We start from the raw sequence: 15869 nt of genomic DNA on the forward strand, positions 1-15869 counted from the left end.
CCGCAACCGGGATAAGGATCAGGCGGCCTTGGTGTTGACCCGCGCCTCGGCCAGCTGGGTCAGCAGCTTGTCGGTCTTCTTCTCCTCCTCGAGGTTCTGTTCGATAAGGCGGACCGCATCCTTCATGCCGAGTTCCTCGGCCCAGGTCCTGAGCGAGCCGTAACGGGTGATCTCGTAGTGCTCGACCGCCTGCGCGGCCGCCAGGATGCCCGCATCGAGGGCGACGCTGTCGGCGAAGTCCTCCATGACTTCCTTGCCTTCTTCGATGATGCCGTTGATCGCCTCGCACTGTACGCCGCGAGCCGCCTTGCCCAGCATCTTGAAGACCTCTTCCAGCCGCTCGATCTGGCCTTCGGTTTCTTCCCGGTGTGTCTCGAAGGCCTGCCTCAGCTCATCGGACTCGGCCGCCTTCGCCATCTTCGGCAAGGCTTTCAGGATCTGCTTCTCCGCGTAATAGACATCCTTCAAAGTATGGAGGAACAGGTCTTCGAGTGTCTTTTCCTTCGCTGCCATCGCTAGAGCTCCTTGGTTGAGAGTGGACTCAACGACAGCCAAGATTGGTGGTTCCGCGACCTCACGAGACTCCTTCCCGGAGCGGAACCGTCGCGCCCCGCGTGGCGTTCGGGTCAGGCGAAAGTCAGGCGAAAGAAGGAGAATTCCCTTGAAAAACATGAGCGGCCATTCCGATGGCGAACACAACCTGTCCATGGCGGAACGCGGCGCCTATATCGCTGTCGGCCTCGGCCTCGCGGCGGCCGGCGTGAAGCCTCGCCCCAACCCGCTCCTCAACGTGGTCGCCCTCCTCGGCGGGTCCTACCTGGCTTGGAGCGGATATGTCGGAAACTGCCCGGTCAAGGCTGCCCTCATGGGCCCGGAAGGCTCCTCTGGGCGCATCTCCCACCGGAGCTGACGAAAATTCGCGGGCCACGGCGCAGAGGCAGTGGCCCGCAGGATGATCGGACGAGGCCGTGATCAGTAGGTGTTGGAGGAGCGGCTGCGGCCGGCGATCATGCCGTAGATGAACAGCACGATGATCGCGCCGACCACGGCACCGATGAGACCCGCCCCCTCATCCGCGCGATACCAGCCGATGGCCTGGCCGAGATAGGTCGCGACGAACGCGCCCACGATGCCCAGGATCGTGGTCAGGATGAAGCCGGAGGGCTCGTTCCGACCGGGCATGATGAACTTGGCGATGACGCCCGCGATAAAGCCGATGATGATCGTCCAGATAATGCTCATGAGGAACCCCTGTGGTGGATGGCTCGACGGGGAACGCCGGACCCGTGGCTAAGGTTGCGCGGGCCCCTTTTATTTTGTGATCTCTCTCCTAGAAGCCCGGCGCATGGCCCTGCGAGGAGCGGCCGCGCCTGCGCCTCGAAGGAGGGGCAGCCGGACGGTCCGTCCGAGGGGCGGCCCCCGCATCCCGCGCCCGCAGGAGCAGCGGCCCCTTTGGCCGCCTCTCGAACCCTCCCGACCCGGAACGAAAAAGCACCCGCCGGAGCTCGCGCCGGCGGGTGCTTTCAACTGAAAGGCCGGAAGGTTGCCCGGCCGACCGGGAAGCTTCCGGCAAGAAACGTCAGATGACGAAGAAATCCTTGTAGGACATCTTGAGGTTCTTATCGAGCTTGGCGATCTCGACGGCTTTGGAGCGGCCCGACCCGTCGGCATCGTAGTACAGAATGCCCTTCTTCTTATTGTAGACGAGGTGGTCGTTCTTATCCAACGCCTTGGTGCCGACCTTGAAGAAGTCCCTCTTCAGTTTGGCTGGCTTGCTCTCGCTGCCCTTCTTGCCCAGCTTCTTGAAATACTTGTTCTCGAGATAGATGCTGTCGTCCCTGACGTTGAAGTCGTCGACCGTGTCGAGGTTCGTCCTCTTGTTCGGCCGGGTGTCGAACACGAAGATGTCCCTGCCGGAGCCGCCCACCAGGAAGTCCTTGCCCTCCTTGCCGTAGAGCTTGTCGTTGCCGGCCCCACCGTCGAGACGGTCGTTGCCGACGCCGCCGATCAGGATGTCGTTGCCGTCTCCTCCAAAGAGAGCGTCGTCACCGAGATCTCCGATCAGGTTGTCGGAACCTAGGCCACCATCGAGGACGTCATTGTCGGCCCCGCCGTTGAGCGTGTCGTCGCCCACATTGCCGACCAGGAAGTCGAAGCCGACGCCGCCGTCGAGGAAGTCGTTGTCGGCCCCGCCATCGAGGGTATCGTTGCCGGCATCGCCGCGCAGGTAGTCGAAGCCCGAACCGCCGGAAAGGACATCCTCGCCCGTTCCGCCGTAGAGGGAGTCGTTGCCGTCGTTGCCGCTGATGACGTCGTCGCCGCCGAGACCCCAGAGATGGTTCGCGGCATCGTCGCCGGTGATGGTATCGCCGTGCTGCGAACCGATGACGTTCTCGATATTCGCATAGGTGTCGCCAGCAGCGTCGCCACCGATCCCGGGGCCGCCCGCGAGACTGACGATCACACCCGCCGCGGAACGCTCGTAGGATGCGACGTCGATGCCTTCACCACCATCCAGGGCATCGCTGCCGCTGCCGCCAATGAGCTTGTCATTGCCGCCATGGCCGTTCAGGACGTTGCCGTGATATTCGGAGCCGGCATAGACATCGTTGCCGGACGTGCCGTTCACGGTGACGGCTGCTTCGCGCACGTCGACGATATTCGTCAGCACTCGATCCTGGTTGTACCTGTCGTGCCAACTCAGAGCCAAGCGGCCATCGGCCATTTCAGTGACGGAAGGTACGACCTGAGCATCATTGGTATCGGTCGTGGCATCCGAGTTGATCAGAAGTGGCGCGGTAGTGCTGCCATCCGTGTTGATGATCTTGAGAAAGATGTCGCCGAAGTCGGAAGGTGTGCCGGTAGGATTCCCAACTCGCTCCGAATAGACAACGGCAATTCGGCCATCTCTGAGCGCTGTTGCCTCAAAGTTGTCATGGGCACGCTCACCATTGGACGTGATGGTAACCATATTGCCGGCAGGCGCTCCATTCGCTTCGAAGAATTTAGCCTGAACGGCAACGGAGTTATCACCTCCAGCCACTTTGTAGATCACTGCGTAACCGCCATTGACCCACTGAACAACATCGGAAATTGTACCAACACCAACCTCGATTTCGGGACCTATAGGGTTCGCGACACCGAGATCAACAATCTTGTGTTTGATTTTGTCATCGTTATTAGTCTGGTAGCTGACGACGTACTTGTTAGTACCAATCTTGGTAATATCACCGAGATGTCCGTCCGGCGTACTAAGATCGAGTGCCCTCACAAAGGTGCCGTCCGCATCATAAACACTCAACTTGACTCCAGCTGCATTGGTCGGATCGTTGTAAACGGCGACGAAGCCGCCATCATCTGCCCCAACAATTGATGGGACATCCGAGCGATCACCACTCCCCCCGAAGCTGGCTATATTAATGGGTCCAGCAAAACGCAAACCGTCGGCATTGAAGACAATCACCTTAACGGCACTGGAAGTTGTCCCAACATTCTCTGCCCATGCGATAGCGAAATTGCCATTTGGACCGATCGCATGAACATCTATATCATCGAGATTAACGCCGTTCTCCGCCGCAACATGTACTGGCGCGCCGAGCTTTGCGCCGGCGCCGTCATAACGTTGAAAATATATTGAAGTGTTCGCAAAAAAGGCGGCAACATAGCCACCATTAGGCAAGGCCGCTACGACATTATCGAAGTCAGCTCCCCCAAGCTGAGCGATACTCTCAGTTCCCCAGATCCTGTACGTCATTGTTCGAATCCCCTTGTGAACAGGGGACCTATGAATCTCATGACATGAAATAACGCTACTATCCGAACAAAGGGGGAGTCTCGGAAATGTGCCGTTTCGCACGTAGCAAGAGGCAACATTTACTTGGCGCTGACGTAGAAACGCCGTGGTAATGAATGGTTAACGTTTTGCCCGCGCAAGTTGCCGCACCGCACTTCTACACAGCAGCAGGTCGGAAGGGCATGTCCGAAATCGCGTCTCCGTTGGAGAAACAGAGAAAGAAACCCTTTCATTTAGCCAGGCAACACCGAGGAGATACAGGAACTTACGTCTCCCCCGCTTCTTCCCCAAAGCATTGATGCATCGCTTTTGCCGCATCCATGATCTCGCCGCACTTGCGGATAACCTTTGCAGCCTGTTGTTCGAACGGAGGAGAATATCATGGACACCAGCGCATCGACCTGGTCCTTCGAAGCCGTCCAATCGCTCATTGCCCTCGCCAAGGAAGGGTTTCCGGTTTCGGTCATCAGCCTCAAGCTCAAGCGCTCGGTCACGGATGTGCGGGCCAAGCTGAGCGACCTCGGCGTCACGCCGCCGGCTGAGGCCTGAGCCGGCACGGCGCCGAAAAATTGGGCAGCGATGCTGCCCTTTTATCCTTGAACAGGGTTCAGGCATAAACTATCTATTGCAGTGCAGCATGACGATTGGCGTCGTGGTGCTGCTGCCCTTCTTGGGCGTTTCCTCCCTAAACTTCGGGCTGCTGGCAACGGCAGCCTTTTTTCTTGCTCCGAGCCTGGCTGCCGTTACGGCAGAAAGAGCGTTTCCGCATCTTGCCATCGATCCGGCTTTGGCCGCACCCTGAGCCTTGCCTCCTGCAACGGCATGACGAGCTGCCTCGCTGCAGAGGCCCACGCGAACCGGGGAACAGCCATGAAATTCGCCAGAATCGTCAGCCTTGCCCTTGTCGGCTCCGCCCTCGCAGCCGGCTCCGCCGCAGCCCAGGAAAAGACCGTCAGGATCGCCACCGAGGGCGCCTATGCCCCGTGGAACTTCACCGGCCCCGGCGGCAAGCTCGAAGGGTTCGACATCGATCTGGCCAACGAGCTCTGCAGCCGCATGAAGGTGAAGTGCGAGATCGTGGCCCAGGACTGGGACGGCATCATCCCGGCGCTGCAGGCCAAGAAGTACGACGCCATCATGGCCGGCATGAGCATCACCGACGAACGCAAGAAGGTCATCGCCTTCGCCGGTCCCTATGCCGTCTCCCCCAACGGCTACCTCGTGGCGAAGAGCTCGCCCCTGGCGCAGATGCCGGGCACGGGCGAGGCTTACGATCTCGTCAAGCAGAAGGACGAGGCCGAGAGGGCCATCGAGGCCACCAAGCCGCTCCTGGAGGGCAAGACCATCGGCGTGCAGGTCTCCACGACCCATCCGGATTTCGCCGAGAAGTACCTGAAGGGCACGGCGGAGATCCGTGAGTACAAGACAACCGAGCAGCACGACCTCGACCTTCTTGCCGGCCGCATCGATGCGGTTCTGGCCGACGCCACGGCGATCATCGGCACGCTCGATAAGCCGGAGTTCAAGGACTACGCGCTCGTCGGCCCCGCCATCAGCGGCGGCGTCCAGGGCGATGGCGTCGGCGTCGGCCTGCGCCAGGAGGACACCGAACTGAAAAAGTCCTTCGACGAGGCGATCCAGGCCGCCATCAAGGACGGCACGGTGAGGAAGCTGTCCGAGAAGTGGTTCAAGATCAACATCGCGCCAAAGAGCTGAGTGGGTTTCGCGGTACGTGCGATTCAGGCTACCCGAGCAGCTTGTCGATGGTGATGGGATACTCGCGGATGCGTTTGCCCGTGGCGTGATAGATGGCGTTGCCGATGGCCGCGGCCGTGCCGACGACGCCGATCTCGCCCAGGCCTTTGACGCCCAGCGAATTGAGCTTGTCCTCGTGCTCCAGCACGAAGATCACGTCGATGTCGAATACATCCGCGTTCACCGGCACGTGATACTCGGCAAGATTGTGGTTCATGAAGCGGCCGAGATTGTGGTCGAGCAGGGATTCCTCCTCCAGCGCCATCCCGATCCCGAACACGACGCCGCCCAGAATCTGACTGCGCGCCGTCTTGGGATTCAGGATGGTCCCGGCCGCAACCGCATTGACGATCCGCGTCACCCGGATGATGCCGAGTTCCTCGTCCACCTTGACCTCGGCGAAGATCGCGGAATGCGAGTAGCCGGAATAGCGCATGCTCGCCAGCAGGCCAGGGCTCGCGTTCTCCTCCGCCTCGACCTTGTCGACGCCGCTGGCCTGCATGGCCTCGGCGAAGGTGACGGCGGCACTCGGATCGTTCATCAGGCAAATGCGCCCATCGGCGAACATCACCTGTTCGATGCTCGCGTTTGCCAGCGGGGACTCATCCATCTGCCGCGCATGTTTGAAGAGCGTCTCCCGCACGGAGAGGCAGGCCTTCTGCACGGCTGAGCCTGCGGAGGCGGCCGTCCAGGATCCGCCCTCGACGGGAGATTTCGGCAGGTCGGAATCCCCGATCTTCGTCGTGACGTCCTCCATCCGAAGCCCGAGGGTCTCGGCTGCGATCTGGGTCAGGATCGTGTAGGTGCCGGTACCGATGTCGGTGGTGGCGGAGGCGACCTCGAGCTTGCCGTCCCGGGTCAGAACGGCACGCGCAGCGGTCTTCTGCATCACGGCCTCCCAGACCCCGCTGGCCATGCCCCAGCCAACGAGTTCGCGCCCGTCGCGCATGGAGCGCGGCTCGGGGCTCCGCCTGGCCCAACCGAAACGTTCCGCTCCCAGCTGATAACAGGCTCTGAGCTCCTTGCTGGTGAAGCTCTTGTTGTCGGCCTCGTCCGTCTCGGCATAGTTCCGCAGGCGCAGCTCGATCGGATCGATCCCAGTCGCGTAGGCGAGTTCGTCCATCGCCGTCTCGATGGCCGTGACTCCAAGAGCCGCTCCGGGCGCCCGCATGTCGATGGGCGTATAGGTATCGACCTGCGCCAGCTTGTAGGTCAGCTTGACGTTATCGCAGTGGTAGAGAAGGTTCGACCAGTTCACGACAACCTCCTGATAATCCTCGAAGGTGGAGGTCGTCTGGACGGCGTCGTGCATGAGGGATACGAGCTTCCCGTCCGGGTTCGCTCCCAGCGAGATCGTCTGGATCGTCAGCGGTCTGTAGCCGAAGGTGAACATCTGGTCGCGGGTCAGAACCACACGAACCGAGCGTTTGAGTTCGAGCGCAGCCATGACGGCGAGGAAAAGCTGGTATTGCGGCCGCAGACCGGAGCCGAAGGCGCCGCCGACGAAAGGCGTAACGACGCGCACCTGGCTGCTGGAAAGTCCGAAGACGCTCGACACGTAACTCTGGCTGTTCTGCGCTCCTTGGGTCTTGTCGTGGATGGTGAGCGTCCCGTCCTGTTCGTAAACGACCGTCGAGGCATGGGTCTCCATCGGATTGTGGTGCTCGATGGCGACCCGGTACTCGGCGTGGACCTTGAGCGGCGCCTGCGCGAAAGCTCCCTCGGCATCGCCGCGCGGGCTCGGAGGCGGCTTCACGTTCGAACGCTTGCGAGGCGGCACATAGGCCTCGTGGCGCTTGACGTCGAGATCCGTCATATGGGTCTCGGTCTCATACTCGACCCGCACGAGCGAGGCCGCATAGGCCGCAATCTCGAATTCCTCGGCGACAACGAGCGCGATGGGCTGTGCGCTATAGATCACCCGGTCGTCGTAAAGCGGCCGGAAAGGCGAGCCGGGAGGAGCCGTCTCGTCGCGGAAGTTGCGGTCGAACCATGCGGTCTTGGCCCGGTTCTCATGGGTAAAGACCTGGAGCACACCCGCCACGGCGAGCGCCGCCGACGTGTCGACGGATTTGATGCGGCCCTTGGCGATCGCGCTTGTGACGACGATGCCGTATGCGAGATCCGGAGCATCGAACTCCGCCGCGTATTTCGCTTCGCCCGTGACCTTGGCGCGCCCGTCGACCCGGCTTTGAGGAGTGCCGATGTAACCTGTTGGCTGCTGCATGGGCTTGCCCTCACTGGATCCGCTTGTCGACTTGAGACTGAGGTGTTCCGGCGGCGGCTTGCGTCAGCGCCCGGATGATCGCTCTCTTGGCGAGATCGATCTTGAAGGCATTGTCCTCGTAGCCTCTGGCATCCTTCAGGATGTGATCCGCGACGGCTGCAAAGCGCTCGGCGGTGGCCGGATGCCCACGCAGCATCGCCTCGGCTTCCGGATCGCGCCACGGCTTGTGGGCCACGCCGCCGAGGGCGAGCCTCGCCTCCTCGACAGTTGTGCCATCCATGCGGAGGGCGGCGGCAACGGAAACGAGCGCAAAGGCATAGGAGAGACGGTCTCTCAGCTTGAGATAGGTGTAGTTGCGTCCGTAGCCTCCCGGCGGAAGCTCGACGGCCGTGATGATCTCCCCATGCCGGAGGGTGGTGTCGATCTCAGGCCTGTCGCCCGGCAGGCGGTGAAACTCGGACAGAGGGATTTCCCGCTCGCCCTCGGGACCTGCCACGTGAACGACAGCCTCCAGAGCGGCGAGGGCGACGGCCATGTCGGACGGATGGGTCGCGATGCAATGCTCGCTCGTCCCCAGGATGGCGTGAATTCGATTCCGCCCGAAGGCCGCCGGGCAGCCCGTGCCGGGCTCCCGTTTGTTGCAGGGCGTGCCGGGGTCGTAGAAATAATAGCAGCGGGTGCGCTGCAGGAGATTGCCCCCGGTTGTGGCCGAGTTGCGCAATTGGGGCGAGGCACCGGCCAGGAGCGCACTGGAGAGCAGCGGATACCGATCCTGAATGCGGGGATCGTAGGCGGCCTCGGCGTTGGTCACGAGAGCGCCGAGACGAAGGCCGCCGCCATCGGTCTCTTCGATCCGGTTCAGCGGCAGCCGTGTTATGTCGACGAGGCGGGTAGGCCGCTCCACATTGTACTTCATCAGGTCGATGAGGTTGGTGCCGCCGGCAATGAAGCGGACGGCAGGATCGGCCGCGGCTTCCCGCACGGCCTCCTCGATGCTTCCCGCCCGCACATAGGAGAAGCGATTCATCGCGCGGCCTCCGCATCGGATCCGATGACCTGCTCGATGGCATCGACGATGTTCGTGTAGGCGCCGCAGCGGCAGATGTTGCCGCTCATCAGCTCGCGGATTTCATCGCGCGTCTGCGCCCTTCCCTCTTCGATGAGAGCAACACCGGAGCAGATCTGCCCGGGCGTGCAGTAGCCGCACTGGAAGGCATCGTGATCGATGAAAGCCTGTTGCAGAGGGTGCAGCGCCCCATTCCTGGCCAGTCCCTCGACGGTCGTGATGTGCGAACCGTCCTTCATCACGGCAAACGCCATGCAGGAATTGATCCGTTTGCCGTCGATCAGAACCGTGCAGGCTCCGCACTGCCCATGGTCGCAGCCCTTCTTGGTTCCCGTCAGGCCGAGATGATCGCGCAGAAGATCCAGCAGGACCGTCCAGGGCAGAACCTCCAGCCGCCGGGTCTCGCCGTTGACGGTGAGCGTGATGGCAACTCTCTCGGGCAGGGTTGCTGCGCTACTTTGGCCGGCACCCATCCAGACCTCCCTTGGCACGGTGAGCCCAATGGTCCTGCCAAGGATCGATCAGGCCGAAGCATAAGGACTGCCGCGACAATCCCGTCAATGGGCCGTCAACCCGGCGGCAATCACCAACAAACCTTTACCAACATTCCATGCTCGCCAAGGTTCCTGCAGGCCTCACAGCGCATCGTGACAACCTCTGGGGGGTTGGATCGGGAAGCCGGCACGGATGCCCGACGCCGAAGCCGAAGCCGCCTCAGGTCGAAAGACTGCGCACGCTGCGTCGGACGACTTCCGCCGTCAGACCGAAGACGAGGTGCGATCCGAGTGAGTAGAGATGCGTCGAGGCAGAGGACTCCCAAGGCGGCCCCGACAGGCCGGCGGCTGGGACGATGCCCTCGTCAAGCACCGCTGCAACAGCGGCTCCGAAAGGAAGACCGGCACCGGTCGTCACCCGGGGCTCAAGCTCGGCCGCAACGCCATAGAGGCCTCCGAGCGCTGCGCCGACGGCATAATGCACGACCGGGCCGGCGACGTCCTTCTGACGGGGTGAGAGACGGTGGCGGAAGGCGTTCTCGGACAATATGGACGCAGCCCTCGCCGTAGCCGGGTCGGCATCGTTGTACCCCTGTGTCCTCCTCGGCTCCGGCTGAGGCTCGGACCGTTGCCGACGACTGATGGCCGACTGGAATGCGTTCATGGCATACGATGCGGCAAGCCCTGCCAGAATTCCGGCCGCGAGACCCTGCACGATGTTTCCGTCCAGCTTCTGCTCAGCTCTTCCAACCGCCATGAGGCTCTCCGCACCGCTTGCTCGTCCTAGAACGCCATGGCGTGGATTTGTTTCCGAATGACGCTCCGTACCTAGGATCGTCAGCGGGACGTGCACCGCACCGCAGCGCGGCCGTCGGAGGGCGCAATCCTCCTGTCATGAACAAGCTGCAATCTCGCTTTGCCGAGGAATGCATCGGGTGCGAATATCTCCAGTTGGAGGAGGACGTTATGAAAAAGACAACCATACTGACCGCTGCTGCCGTCATGTCGGCGCTGGCGGGGCCATCCATCGCCCAGGAGAGGACGCTCACGGGCGAGCCGACGCTCGTGGTCGCGCATCGCGGCGCGAGCGGCTATCTCCCCGAGCACACGCTCGAAGCCTACAAGATGGCGATCGAGATGGGAGCCGATTTCGTTGAGCCCGATCTCGTCTCCACCAAGGACGGCGTTCTCATCGCTCGCCACGAGCCGATGCTGAGCGGGACCACAGATGTCGCCAGCCGGCCGGAATTCGCATCCCGCAAGACGACCCGCAAGGTCGACGGCGTGGACACGACCGACTGGTTTGCCGGCGACTTCACCCTGGCCGAAATTAAGCAGCTTCGCGCCAAACAGGCCATGTCCGACCGCGACCAGTCCAAGAACGGCCAGTTCCAGATCCCGACCCTCAAGGAGGTGATCGATCTCGTGAAGGCGGAATCCGGCGCCCGTGGCCGCACCGTCGGAATCGCGCCGGAGACGAAGCACTCGACATTCCATGCAGCGCTGGGCCTTCCCCTGGAAGACCGTCTCGTGGAAACCCTCAAGGCCGCCGGCTGGACCGAGAAGTCGCACCCCGTGGTGATCCAGAGCTTCGAGGTTGCGAACCTCAAGTATCTCCGCACCAAGACGAACGTGAAGCTGGCGCAGCTCCTCGACGCGGAGGACGTGGACAAGGACGGCAACATCGTCCTCGGCGCGCCCTATGCGCAGCCCTACGACTTCGTCGTGGTCGGCGACAAGCGCACCTACAAGGACCTGATCACCAAGGAAGGCTTGGCCGAGGTCAAGACCTACGCCGACATCCTTGCCCCCTGGAAGCCGTATATCCTCCCGACCAAGCAGGTCGATCAGAACAACGACGGCAAGCCGGACGACCTCAACGGCGACGGCGCGATGGACGAGCGGGATCGGGTGGTCGCCGCGCCGACGAGCATCGTCAAGGACGCCCATGCGGCGGGCCTGATGGTCTACACGTGGACATTCCGCAACGAGCCGAAGCGCCTGGCCGCGTCGTTCGAGGGCGACCCTGCGGCGGAGTACAAGGCGTTCTATGCACTCGGCGTCGACGGCCTGTTCAGCGACTTCCCGGATACGGCCGTGAAGGCGCGGTAAGCGCACCCTCGTCGCGCAATGGGCGAGACCCGAACAGGGCCATGAACTAGCCACGGCATGTCTGCCGTGGTCCGCCTCACGCTTGCGGGCCGGTCGGCACCGACCGGCCCGCAAGCCAGGTCTCCACGGCCGCCCGGCCGTGATCCCGGAGCCGCTGAAGATGCGCCCATTCGGTGTTCAGAAAGCTGAACTGGCTCAACCCGCCCACATGATCCTCCGCGACAAGCCGATGCAGCGTCAGGCGCCGGAGCTTGCGACCGAGGCGCGAGTTCTGCATGTCCCCCTCCTGGCAGAGCTGGGTCATCAGCGACAGGGCATCCATGTCCCGCTGCAGCGAGCTGTTGAAGGTGATCTGGCTCAGACGCTTCTGAATTTCCGGTGAGGTGGTCGGCAGTTCCGCATGATGGGCCGGAATGATCTGCACGACCATCAGGTCCGATGCCCGTGTGGCGGTCACGACCGGCATCAACGGGGGATTGGCCGCATAGCCGCCGTCCCAGTGCGGCTCGCCGTCGATGGACACCGCTTGATGGAGCTGCGGCAGGCACGCGGAGGCGAGCACGACGTCGTAGGTGAGGTCCTTGTTGCGAAAGATGCGCAGCGCTCCGTCACGGACCCGTGTCGCTCCAAGCAGCAGCCGCACATGCGCCCCGGCGCGCACGGCCTCGATGTCGACCTCGCTGGTGAGAATGTCGCGCAAGGGATTCAGGTCGAAGGGATTGAACTGATAGGGCGAGAGCTGCGAGGCGACCTGCGACAGAAGCGGCGAGAACAGGCGGCTCCGCCCTCCTGCCTCGCTGACCCGTCGCCAGAACCGCTCGAGAGCGGCCCGCGCTCCGTCCTCGCCGCCCTGCGCCAGCCCCGAGGCAAGCAGCACGGCGTTCATCGCGCCGGCACTGGCCCCGCTCACGCTGTCGAGCGGAACCTTCGCTTCGAGAAGCCGGTCGAGAACGCCCCAGGTGAAGGCACCGAATGCGCCGCCGCCCTGCAGCGCCAGCGAAATCCGTCTTGGGCGGGCAGCCTTGTTCCTCACGGCAGCATCATGACGCATTGCCCGCGGATAGCCGGCAGGAGCGCCGCAGGACAAACCGGCGGGATCGAGAACAGTCATGTTTTGCCTCCATGCTGCCGCGTGCTTTGTTGGGGGTCGGTCATTGGGGCGGCAGGGCCAGCCGGATCGTCTGACCCGGCTGGAAGACTTCTGAACGCTTCAACGCGGCCTTGGTTGCTGCGGTGCAACATGAGACTCCGCCGATACAGCAATGCAGCACCGGCATGGAACAGGCCGGAGCGCCCGCACCTGCCCAAGACATGGTCAGCCGTATCCTGCGGGAGAGCGACGGACCTGTGACCGAGGCCACCCATGCCCTTCACGGGCAGCCGCGTCGTCTGTCCCCGAGCGGGTGGAAGGGATGGGGCGCGGGCTGCCTGGGCCGGTCCAGCTCCCGGATCCGATGTTCCAGGTCGTACAGGTCACAAGCCTCGTCGAGGTACCGGCTGTCGCGCTCCGCATCCGTGGGCATGAGGTCGTGCCGGAGCTGCCTCAGGCGGCCCCGTATCCGGTCGCGCCACGACGGTCCGGGACGGAAGCGCCCGAAGGCGGTCGTGAGCGAGCGGAAGGCTAGATTGAGAAGGGGAACGAGGATCATGTTGCGGCTCCTGAGTGAGAGCCTTCCTGGTGTTTCCGTTGTGCTTTTTATGATTGTCTTCACACCTGCCGCGGGACGGGCCGGATCGTCAGCGGCGGCGTTCCGCGTCCCTCGTGGACGGCAGGCGAGGACTTCTTCGTACGATCGTAACGGTCCTTTTCGACGTGGCCGGGATTGGCGCTGGCGCCATGAGGTGCATACGGGATCGAGCAGACGCTTCGATGACGGACGGCCTGACCTCATCCTCCGAAAAGCCCATCAACTGCGCGGCGATCTCGACCTGACTGTCGATGTCGTCGGTCAGTCCTTGGGCTGCCGCAACGGCTTCTTCTATGCCCGGCGGATCGTATCGCGTGCGCCTGCGGCTCCATGAGGGCGGCAAAGGACGGCTCATCATCCTGCATCTCCGTTGTGCCAGAGCCCAACGCTGCAGGGCCGGGATTGTGCGGTGCACGATTGTCGCAGGGGACAGACACGCCGCCCTTGCCGACACAGGGTCAGCCCGCCTCGGAGAGTCTCCTTGCCCTGGCCAGATCCTTCGGACGTCCGAACAATCGCAGAATGTCGATCAGTTCCGCGCGCGAGGGCGTGTAGACGAGTTGTCCGCCTACACGGCTCGCCTCGCGGGTCGCCGGTTCTACACGCCGCCAGCCCCCGGCCGCGAGAACCTCCATGCCGCCCATGAGATCGACCGTCAGCGGCGGATCGCTCCAGCGCCCAAAGATTTCCGACCGGAACAGATCGGTCCCCCCATCCTGCTCCGGCACGACCTTCAGGCACGCGAGGACTTTTCGCGCGTCGCGCGGGCTCATGATGATATCGATATCGGCAATCGCGCCGTCCTCCGCCCCATGCAGCCCTGCGGCGGCACCGCCGATCAGCCACCATGGACCGTCGGCGACGGTCAGCTCCTTTGCGACGTGCGCCAGTGTCTCCAAGACGGGAGCGGACAGCCCCGACATTGCGGAGGCGGTCCGTCCGGATGGCTGCACCGGTGGTTCCGCGCCGCTCATTCCGCTGCCGCTGTCCCTCAACTCACGAGGCCCGATCGGGCCTCGTACGGGGCGCTCGAGGACATTGCCCGGCTGCGGAGGAACGCGATCAACTGGCCCGCTCCCACTTCCGGGCTCCGGTCGTTGACGACGGTCAGATCGGCTTGGACAGGTCCGACCTCGCTCGAACGTGCCAATCGGGCCTCCAGGTTGGCATCGTCGGTTCTGTTCCGCTTCGCGAGCCTTTCCGCGAGAACAGCGCGAGGTGCGGTGACCTCCACGACGGCGACGTTCGGAAGGCGCCGACGCGCATCGTCCACGAGCGTCCGCGAGATGTTGCATACGACGAGACAGCCGACCCGGACCGCCTGAAGACAGGATCCGGGAAGCGCGTAGCCGTGTCCGTGCGCCTTCCACGACAGGGTGAAGCGTCCCTCAGCCTGCCCGGCTTCGAACTCCTCCTCGGTGATCGTGTCATGCTCTTCCCAGGCCGATGACGAGCGCGTCACCAGCCGGCGCGGGAAAAGGAAGCGGTTGTCGCCCGACAGCTCGGCCTGGGCGAGCGCAAGCAGGGTATCCTTCCCGGCTCCGCTCGGCCCGACGACGAAAACGAACCCGCCCGTCATTTTCAGACGATCCTGTTTCCCGAGCGCCAGACCTGGCGAACGACGGGCGTTTCGCCGGTCACGCGCACCCGGACGAGGTCGGCCCGTTTTCCGGCGCCGATCTCGCCGCGATCCTTCAGGCCCGTGGCCTGGGCCGGGTTCCTGGTCACGGTCCGGATAGCCTCCGGCAGGGAGATCGACCGGATGCGCCGTGGAAGTTCGAATGCCGCCATCAGCAGGCTCGCCGGCACATAGTCGGACGACAGGATGTCGAGGACACCCTCCTGTGCGAGCGTCTCGGCCGCGACGTTTCCGGAATGAGAGCCGCCTCTGATGAGGTTCGGCGCTCCCATCATGACGGTGATGCCCTGGCGATGGCTCGCCTTGGCGGCCTCGACGGTCGTCGGGAATTCGGCCAGGACGACGCCCTCCTTGATCGACTGGTCGACCTCGTCGAGAGTCGTGTCGTCGTGGCTCGCCAGCGGGATGCCGCGTTGCTGCGCCAGCCCCACGAGCGCCGGGCGGTTGACCGCGGCGCGCTCGCCGTTCACGCGCTGCTTCTCCGCGACCGCCACATTGATCTCGTCGGCGGTCTTGCCGGTCTTCCCGCCGTAATAATTGAAGTACTTGCCGATATCCCGGAACTGGCGCTGACCCGGCGTATGGTCCATGAGCGACATGAGACCGACGGGATAGCGCGCGACGAAGTTCTCGACCGTCTCGACCACGTCGGGGGACGGAATTTCGCACCGCAGATGGGTAAGGTGGTCGCAGCGGAACAGGCGATGCCGCCGTGCCTCGTCGATGGCCTCCGCGAGCTCGACGAGTTCCGCACCGAGCCCGCCGCCATCCACGTCGACGCCGGCACGCAGGCTGTCGAACACCGTCGTGATTCCCGACGAGGCGATCTGGGCGTCGTAGGCGAGCACGGCTCCGAGCGGGTGCCAGCGCACCTTGGGACGCGGTGCGTAGTGGCTCTCCAGATGGTCCGTATGCAACTCGATAAGGCCCGGAATGAGATAGTCGCCGTCGAGGTCGATGCCGCGCTCCGGCGCCTTTCCCTCCCCGATCTCCTCAATCTGCCCATCGGCGACCGCAAGCCACCCCCGCATGATGCGCTCGGGCAGCACGATCTCGGCGTTTTCGATGACCGTGACCGGATCCATGTCCTTGTCC

The 15869-nt window shown here is 63.4% G+C and carries 17 protein-coding genes; 5 read left to right on the forward strand and 12 right to left on the reverse strand.

What is annotated here, in order from left to right; all coding sequences use genetic code 11:
* Window positions 1–18: 18 nt before the first annotated feature.
* Entirely contained in the window at window positions 19–513 is a 495-nt protein-coding gene (locus LGR44_RS02035; RefSeq protein ID WP_226736665.1) for a YciE/YciF ferroxidase family protein, read from the reverse strand.
* A 157-nt stretch (window positions 514–670) separates the two neighbouring features.
* On the opposite strand from LGR44_RS02035, the gene LGR44_RS02040 reads away from it, so the two are divergent.
* Window positions 671–910, forward strand: a complete 240-nt coding sequence (locus LGR44_RS02040) for a YgaP-like transmembrane domain (protein ID WP_226737099.1) — start codon at window positions 671–673, stop codon at window positions 908–910.
* 62 nt (window positions 911–972) lie between these two features.
* Here LGR44_RS02040 and LGR44_RS02045 read toward each other — a convergent pair whose 3' ends face one another.
* On the reverse strand, window positions 973–1242 hold the full coding sequence (locus LGR44_RS02045) for a GlsB/YeaQ/YmgE family stress response membrane protein (protein WP_226736667.1): 270 nt from the start codon (window positions 1240–1242) through the stop codon (window positions 973–975).
* Between the two features lie 337 nt (window positions 1243–1579).
* The gene (locus tag LGR44_RS21900) at window positions 1580–3754 is read right to left on the reverse strand and encodes a calcium-binding protein (protein WP_319004800.1); all 2175 of its coding nucleotides are present in this window, start codon (window positions 3752–3754) and stop codon (window positions 1580–1582) included.
* Window positions 3755–4174: 420 nt separating this feature from the next.
* On the opposite strand from LGR44_RS21900, the gene LGR44_RS02060 reads away from it, so the two are divergent.
* The 3 genes from LGR44_RS02060 to LGR44_RS02070 all read left to right on the forward strand — a co-directional run bounded on the left by LGR44_RS02060 (window position 4175) and on the right by LGR44_RS02070 (window position 5509).
* A complete protein-coding gene (locus LGR44_RS02060; protein WP_226736669.1) occupies window positions 4175–4342 on the forward strand; it encodes a hypothetical protein in 168 nt (55 codons plus the stop codon).
* A gap of 88 nt (window positions 4343–4430) precedes the next feature.
* The gene (locus LGR44_RS02065) at window positions 4431–4595 is read left to right on the forward strand and encodes a hypothetical protein (protein ID WP_226736672.1); all 165 of its coding nucleotides are present in this window, start codon (window positions 4431–4433) and stop codon (window positions 4593–4595) included.
* 68 nt (window positions 4596–4663) lie between these two features.
* Window positions 4664–5509 (forward strand): lysine/arginine/ornithine ABC transporter substrate-binding protein, encoded by an 846-nt coding sequence (locus tag LGR44_RS02070; RefSeq protein ID WP_226736674.1) that lies wholly within the window; start codon window positions 4664–4666, stop codon window positions 5507–5509.
* Window positions 5510–5537: 28 nt separating this feature from the next.
* Here LGR44_RS02070 and LGR44_RS02075 read toward each other — a convergent pair whose 3' ends face one another.
* From LGR44_RS02075 to LGR44_RS02090, 4 genes are all read right to left on the reverse strand, one after another.
* On the reverse strand, window positions 5538–7775 hold the full coding sequence (locus LGR44_RS02075; protein WP_226736676.1) for a xanthine dehydrogenase family protein molybdopterin-binding subunit: 2238 nt from the start codon (window positions 7773–7775) through the stop codon (window positions 5538–5540).
* Between the two features lie 10 nt (window positions 7776–7785).
* Entirely contained in the window at window positions 7786–8802 is a 1017-nt protein-coding gene (locus LGR44_RS02080) for an FAD binding domain-containing protein (RefSeq protein WP_226736678.1), read from the reverse strand.
* A complete protein-coding gene (locus LGR44_RS02085) occupies window positions 8799–9314 on the reverse strand; it encodes a (2Fe-2S)-binding protein (RefSeq protein ID WP_226736680.1) in 516 nt (171 codons plus the stop codon). Before LGR44_RS02085 ends, LGR44_RS02080 begins: the two co-directional genes overlap by 4 nt.
* A gap of 241 nt (window positions 9315–9555) precedes the next feature.
* Window positions 9556–10092 carry a DUF1440 domain-containing protein gene (locus LGR44_RS02090; protein ID WP_226736682.1) on the reverse strand — a complete coding sequence of 179 codons (537 nt, stop codon included), beginning with the start codon at window positions 10090–10092 and terminating at the stop codon, window positions 9556–9558.
* A gap of 209 nt (window positions 10093–10301) precedes the next feature.
* Between LGR44_RS02090 and LGR44_RS02095 the strand changes: the two genes are divergently transcribed.
* Window positions 10302–11447 (forward strand): glycerophosphodiester phosphodiesterase, encoded by a 1146-nt coding sequence (locus LGR44_RS02095; protein ID WP_226736684.1) that lies wholly within the window; start codon window positions 10302–10304, stop codon window positions 11445–11447.
* A 76-nt stretch (window positions 11448–11523) separates the two neighbouring features.
* Here LGR44_RS02095 and LGR44_RS02100 read toward each other — a convergent pair whose 3' ends face one another.
* The 5 genes from LGR44_RS02100 to LGR44_RS02120 form a co-directional block, all read right to left on the reverse strand.
* Window positions 11524–12558 (reverse strand): patatin-like phospholipase family protein, encoded by a 1035-nt coding sequence (locus tag LGR44_RS02100; protein WP_226736686.1) that lies wholly within the window; start codon window positions 12556–12558, stop codon window positions 11524–11526.
* 259 nt (window positions 12559–12817) lie between these two features.
* On the reverse strand, window positions 12818–13096 hold the full coding sequence (locus tag LGR44_RS02105; protein WP_226736689.1) for a DUF3563 family protein: 279 nt from the start codon (window positions 13094–13096) through the stop codon (window positions 12818–12820).
* 497 nt (window positions 13097–13593) lie between these two features.
* Window positions 13594–14058, reverse strand: a complete 465-nt coding sequence (locus LGR44_RS02110) for a hypothetical protein (protein WP_226736691.1) — start codon at window positions 14056–14058, stop codon at window positions 13594–13596.
* Window positions 14059–14126: 68 nt separating this feature from the next.
* Complete coding sequence (gene phnN, locus LGR44_RS02115) at window positions 14127–14714, reverse strand: phosphonate metabolism protein/1,5-bisphosphokinase (PRPP-forming) PhnN (RefSeq protein ID WP_226736693.1); 588 nt, start codon at window positions 14712–14714, stop codon at window positions 14127–14129.
* 2 nt (window positions 14715–14716) lie between these two features.
* Window positions 14717–15859, reverse strand: a complete 1143-nt coding sequence (locus LGR44_RS02120; RefSeq protein ID WP_226736695.1) for an alpha-D-ribose 1-methylphosphonate 5-triphosphate diphosphatase — start codon at window positions 15857–15859, stop codon at window positions 14717–14719.
* Window positions 15860–15869 lie beyond the last annotated feature (10 nt).

This window comes from Microvirga lenta (genome assembly GCF_020532555.1).
GTDB classification, from domain to species: Bacteria; Pseudomonadota; Alphaproteobacteria; order Rhizobiales; family Beijerinckiaceae; genus Microvirga; species Microvirga lenta.

Excerpts from the sequence above, each read along its gene's own strand:
- LGR44_RS02080 (WP_226736678.1), bottom strand. The coding sequence starts at position 8,802 with ATGAATCGCTTCTCCTATGTGCGGGCGGGAAGCATCGAGGAGGCCGTG.
- LGR44_RS02110 (WP_226736691.1), bottom strand. The coding sequence starts at position 14,058 with ATGTCGGGGCTGTCCGCTCCCGTCTTGGAGACACTGGCGCACGTCGCA.
- LGR44_RS02075 (WP_226736676.1), bottom strand. The coding sequence starts at position 7,775 with ATGCAGCAGCCAACAGGTTACATCGGCACTCCTCAAAGCCGGGTCGAC.
- LGR44_RS21900 (WP_319004800.1), bottom strand. The coding sequence starts at position 3,754 with ATGACGTACAGGATCTGGGGAACTGAGAGTATCGCTCAGCTTGGGGGA.
- LGR44_RS02095 (WP_226736684.1), top strand. The coding sequence starts at position 10,302 with ATGAAAAAGACAACCATACTGACCGCTGCTGCCGTCATGTCGGCGCTG.
- LGR44_RS02100 (WP_226736686.1), bottom strand. The coding sequence starts at position 12,558 with ATGACTGTTCTCGATCCCGCCGGTTTGTCCTGCGGCGCTCCTGCCGGC.
- LGR44_RS02105 (WP_226736689.1), bottom strand. The coding sequence starts at position 13,096 with ATGATCCTCGTTCCCCTTCTCAATCTAGCCTTCCGCTCGCTCACGACC.
- LGR44_RS02085 (WP_226736680.1), bottom strand. The coding sequence starts at position 9,314 with ATGGGTGCCGGCCAAAGTAGCGCAGCAACCCTGCCCGAGAGAGTTGCC.
- LGR44_RS02040 (WP_226737099.1), top strand. The coding sequence starts at position 671 with ATGAGCGGCCATTCCGATGGCGAACACAACCTGTCCATGGCGGAACGC.
- LGR44_RS02035 (WP_226736665.1), bottom strand. The coding sequence starts at position 513 with ATGGCAGCGAAGGAAAAGACACTCGAAGACCTGTTCCTCCATACTTTG.
- LGR44_RS02065 (WP_226736672.1), top strand. The coding sequence starts at position 4,431 with ATGACGATTGGCGTCGTGGTGCTGCTGCCCTTCTTGGGCGTTTCCTCC.
- LGR44_RS02120 (WP_226736695.1), bottom strand. The coding sequence starts at position 15,859 with ATGGATCCGGTCACGGTCATCGAAAACGCCGAGATCGTGCTGCCCGAG.
- LGR44_RS02070 (WP_226736674.1), top strand. The coding sequence starts at position 4,664 with ATGAAATTCGCCAGAATCGTCAGCCTTGCCCTTGTCGGCTCCGCCCTC.
- LGR44_RS02060 (WP_226736669.1), top strand. The coding sequence starts at position 4,175 with ATGGACACCAGCGCATCGACCTGGTCCTTCGAAGCCGTCCAATCGCTC.
- LGR44_RS02045 (WP_226736667.1), bottom strand. The coding sequence starts at position 1,242 with ATGAGCATTATCTGGACGATCATCATCGGCTTTATCGCGGGCGTCATC.
- phnN (WP_226736693.1), bottom strand. The coding sequence starts at position 14,714 with ATGACGGGCGGGTTCGTTTTCGTCGTCGGGCCGAGCGGAGCCGGGAAG.
- LGR44_RS02090 (WP_226736682.1), bottom strand. The coding sequence starts at position 10,092 with ATGGCGGTTGGAAGAGCTGAGCAGAAGCTGGACGGAAACATCGTGCAG.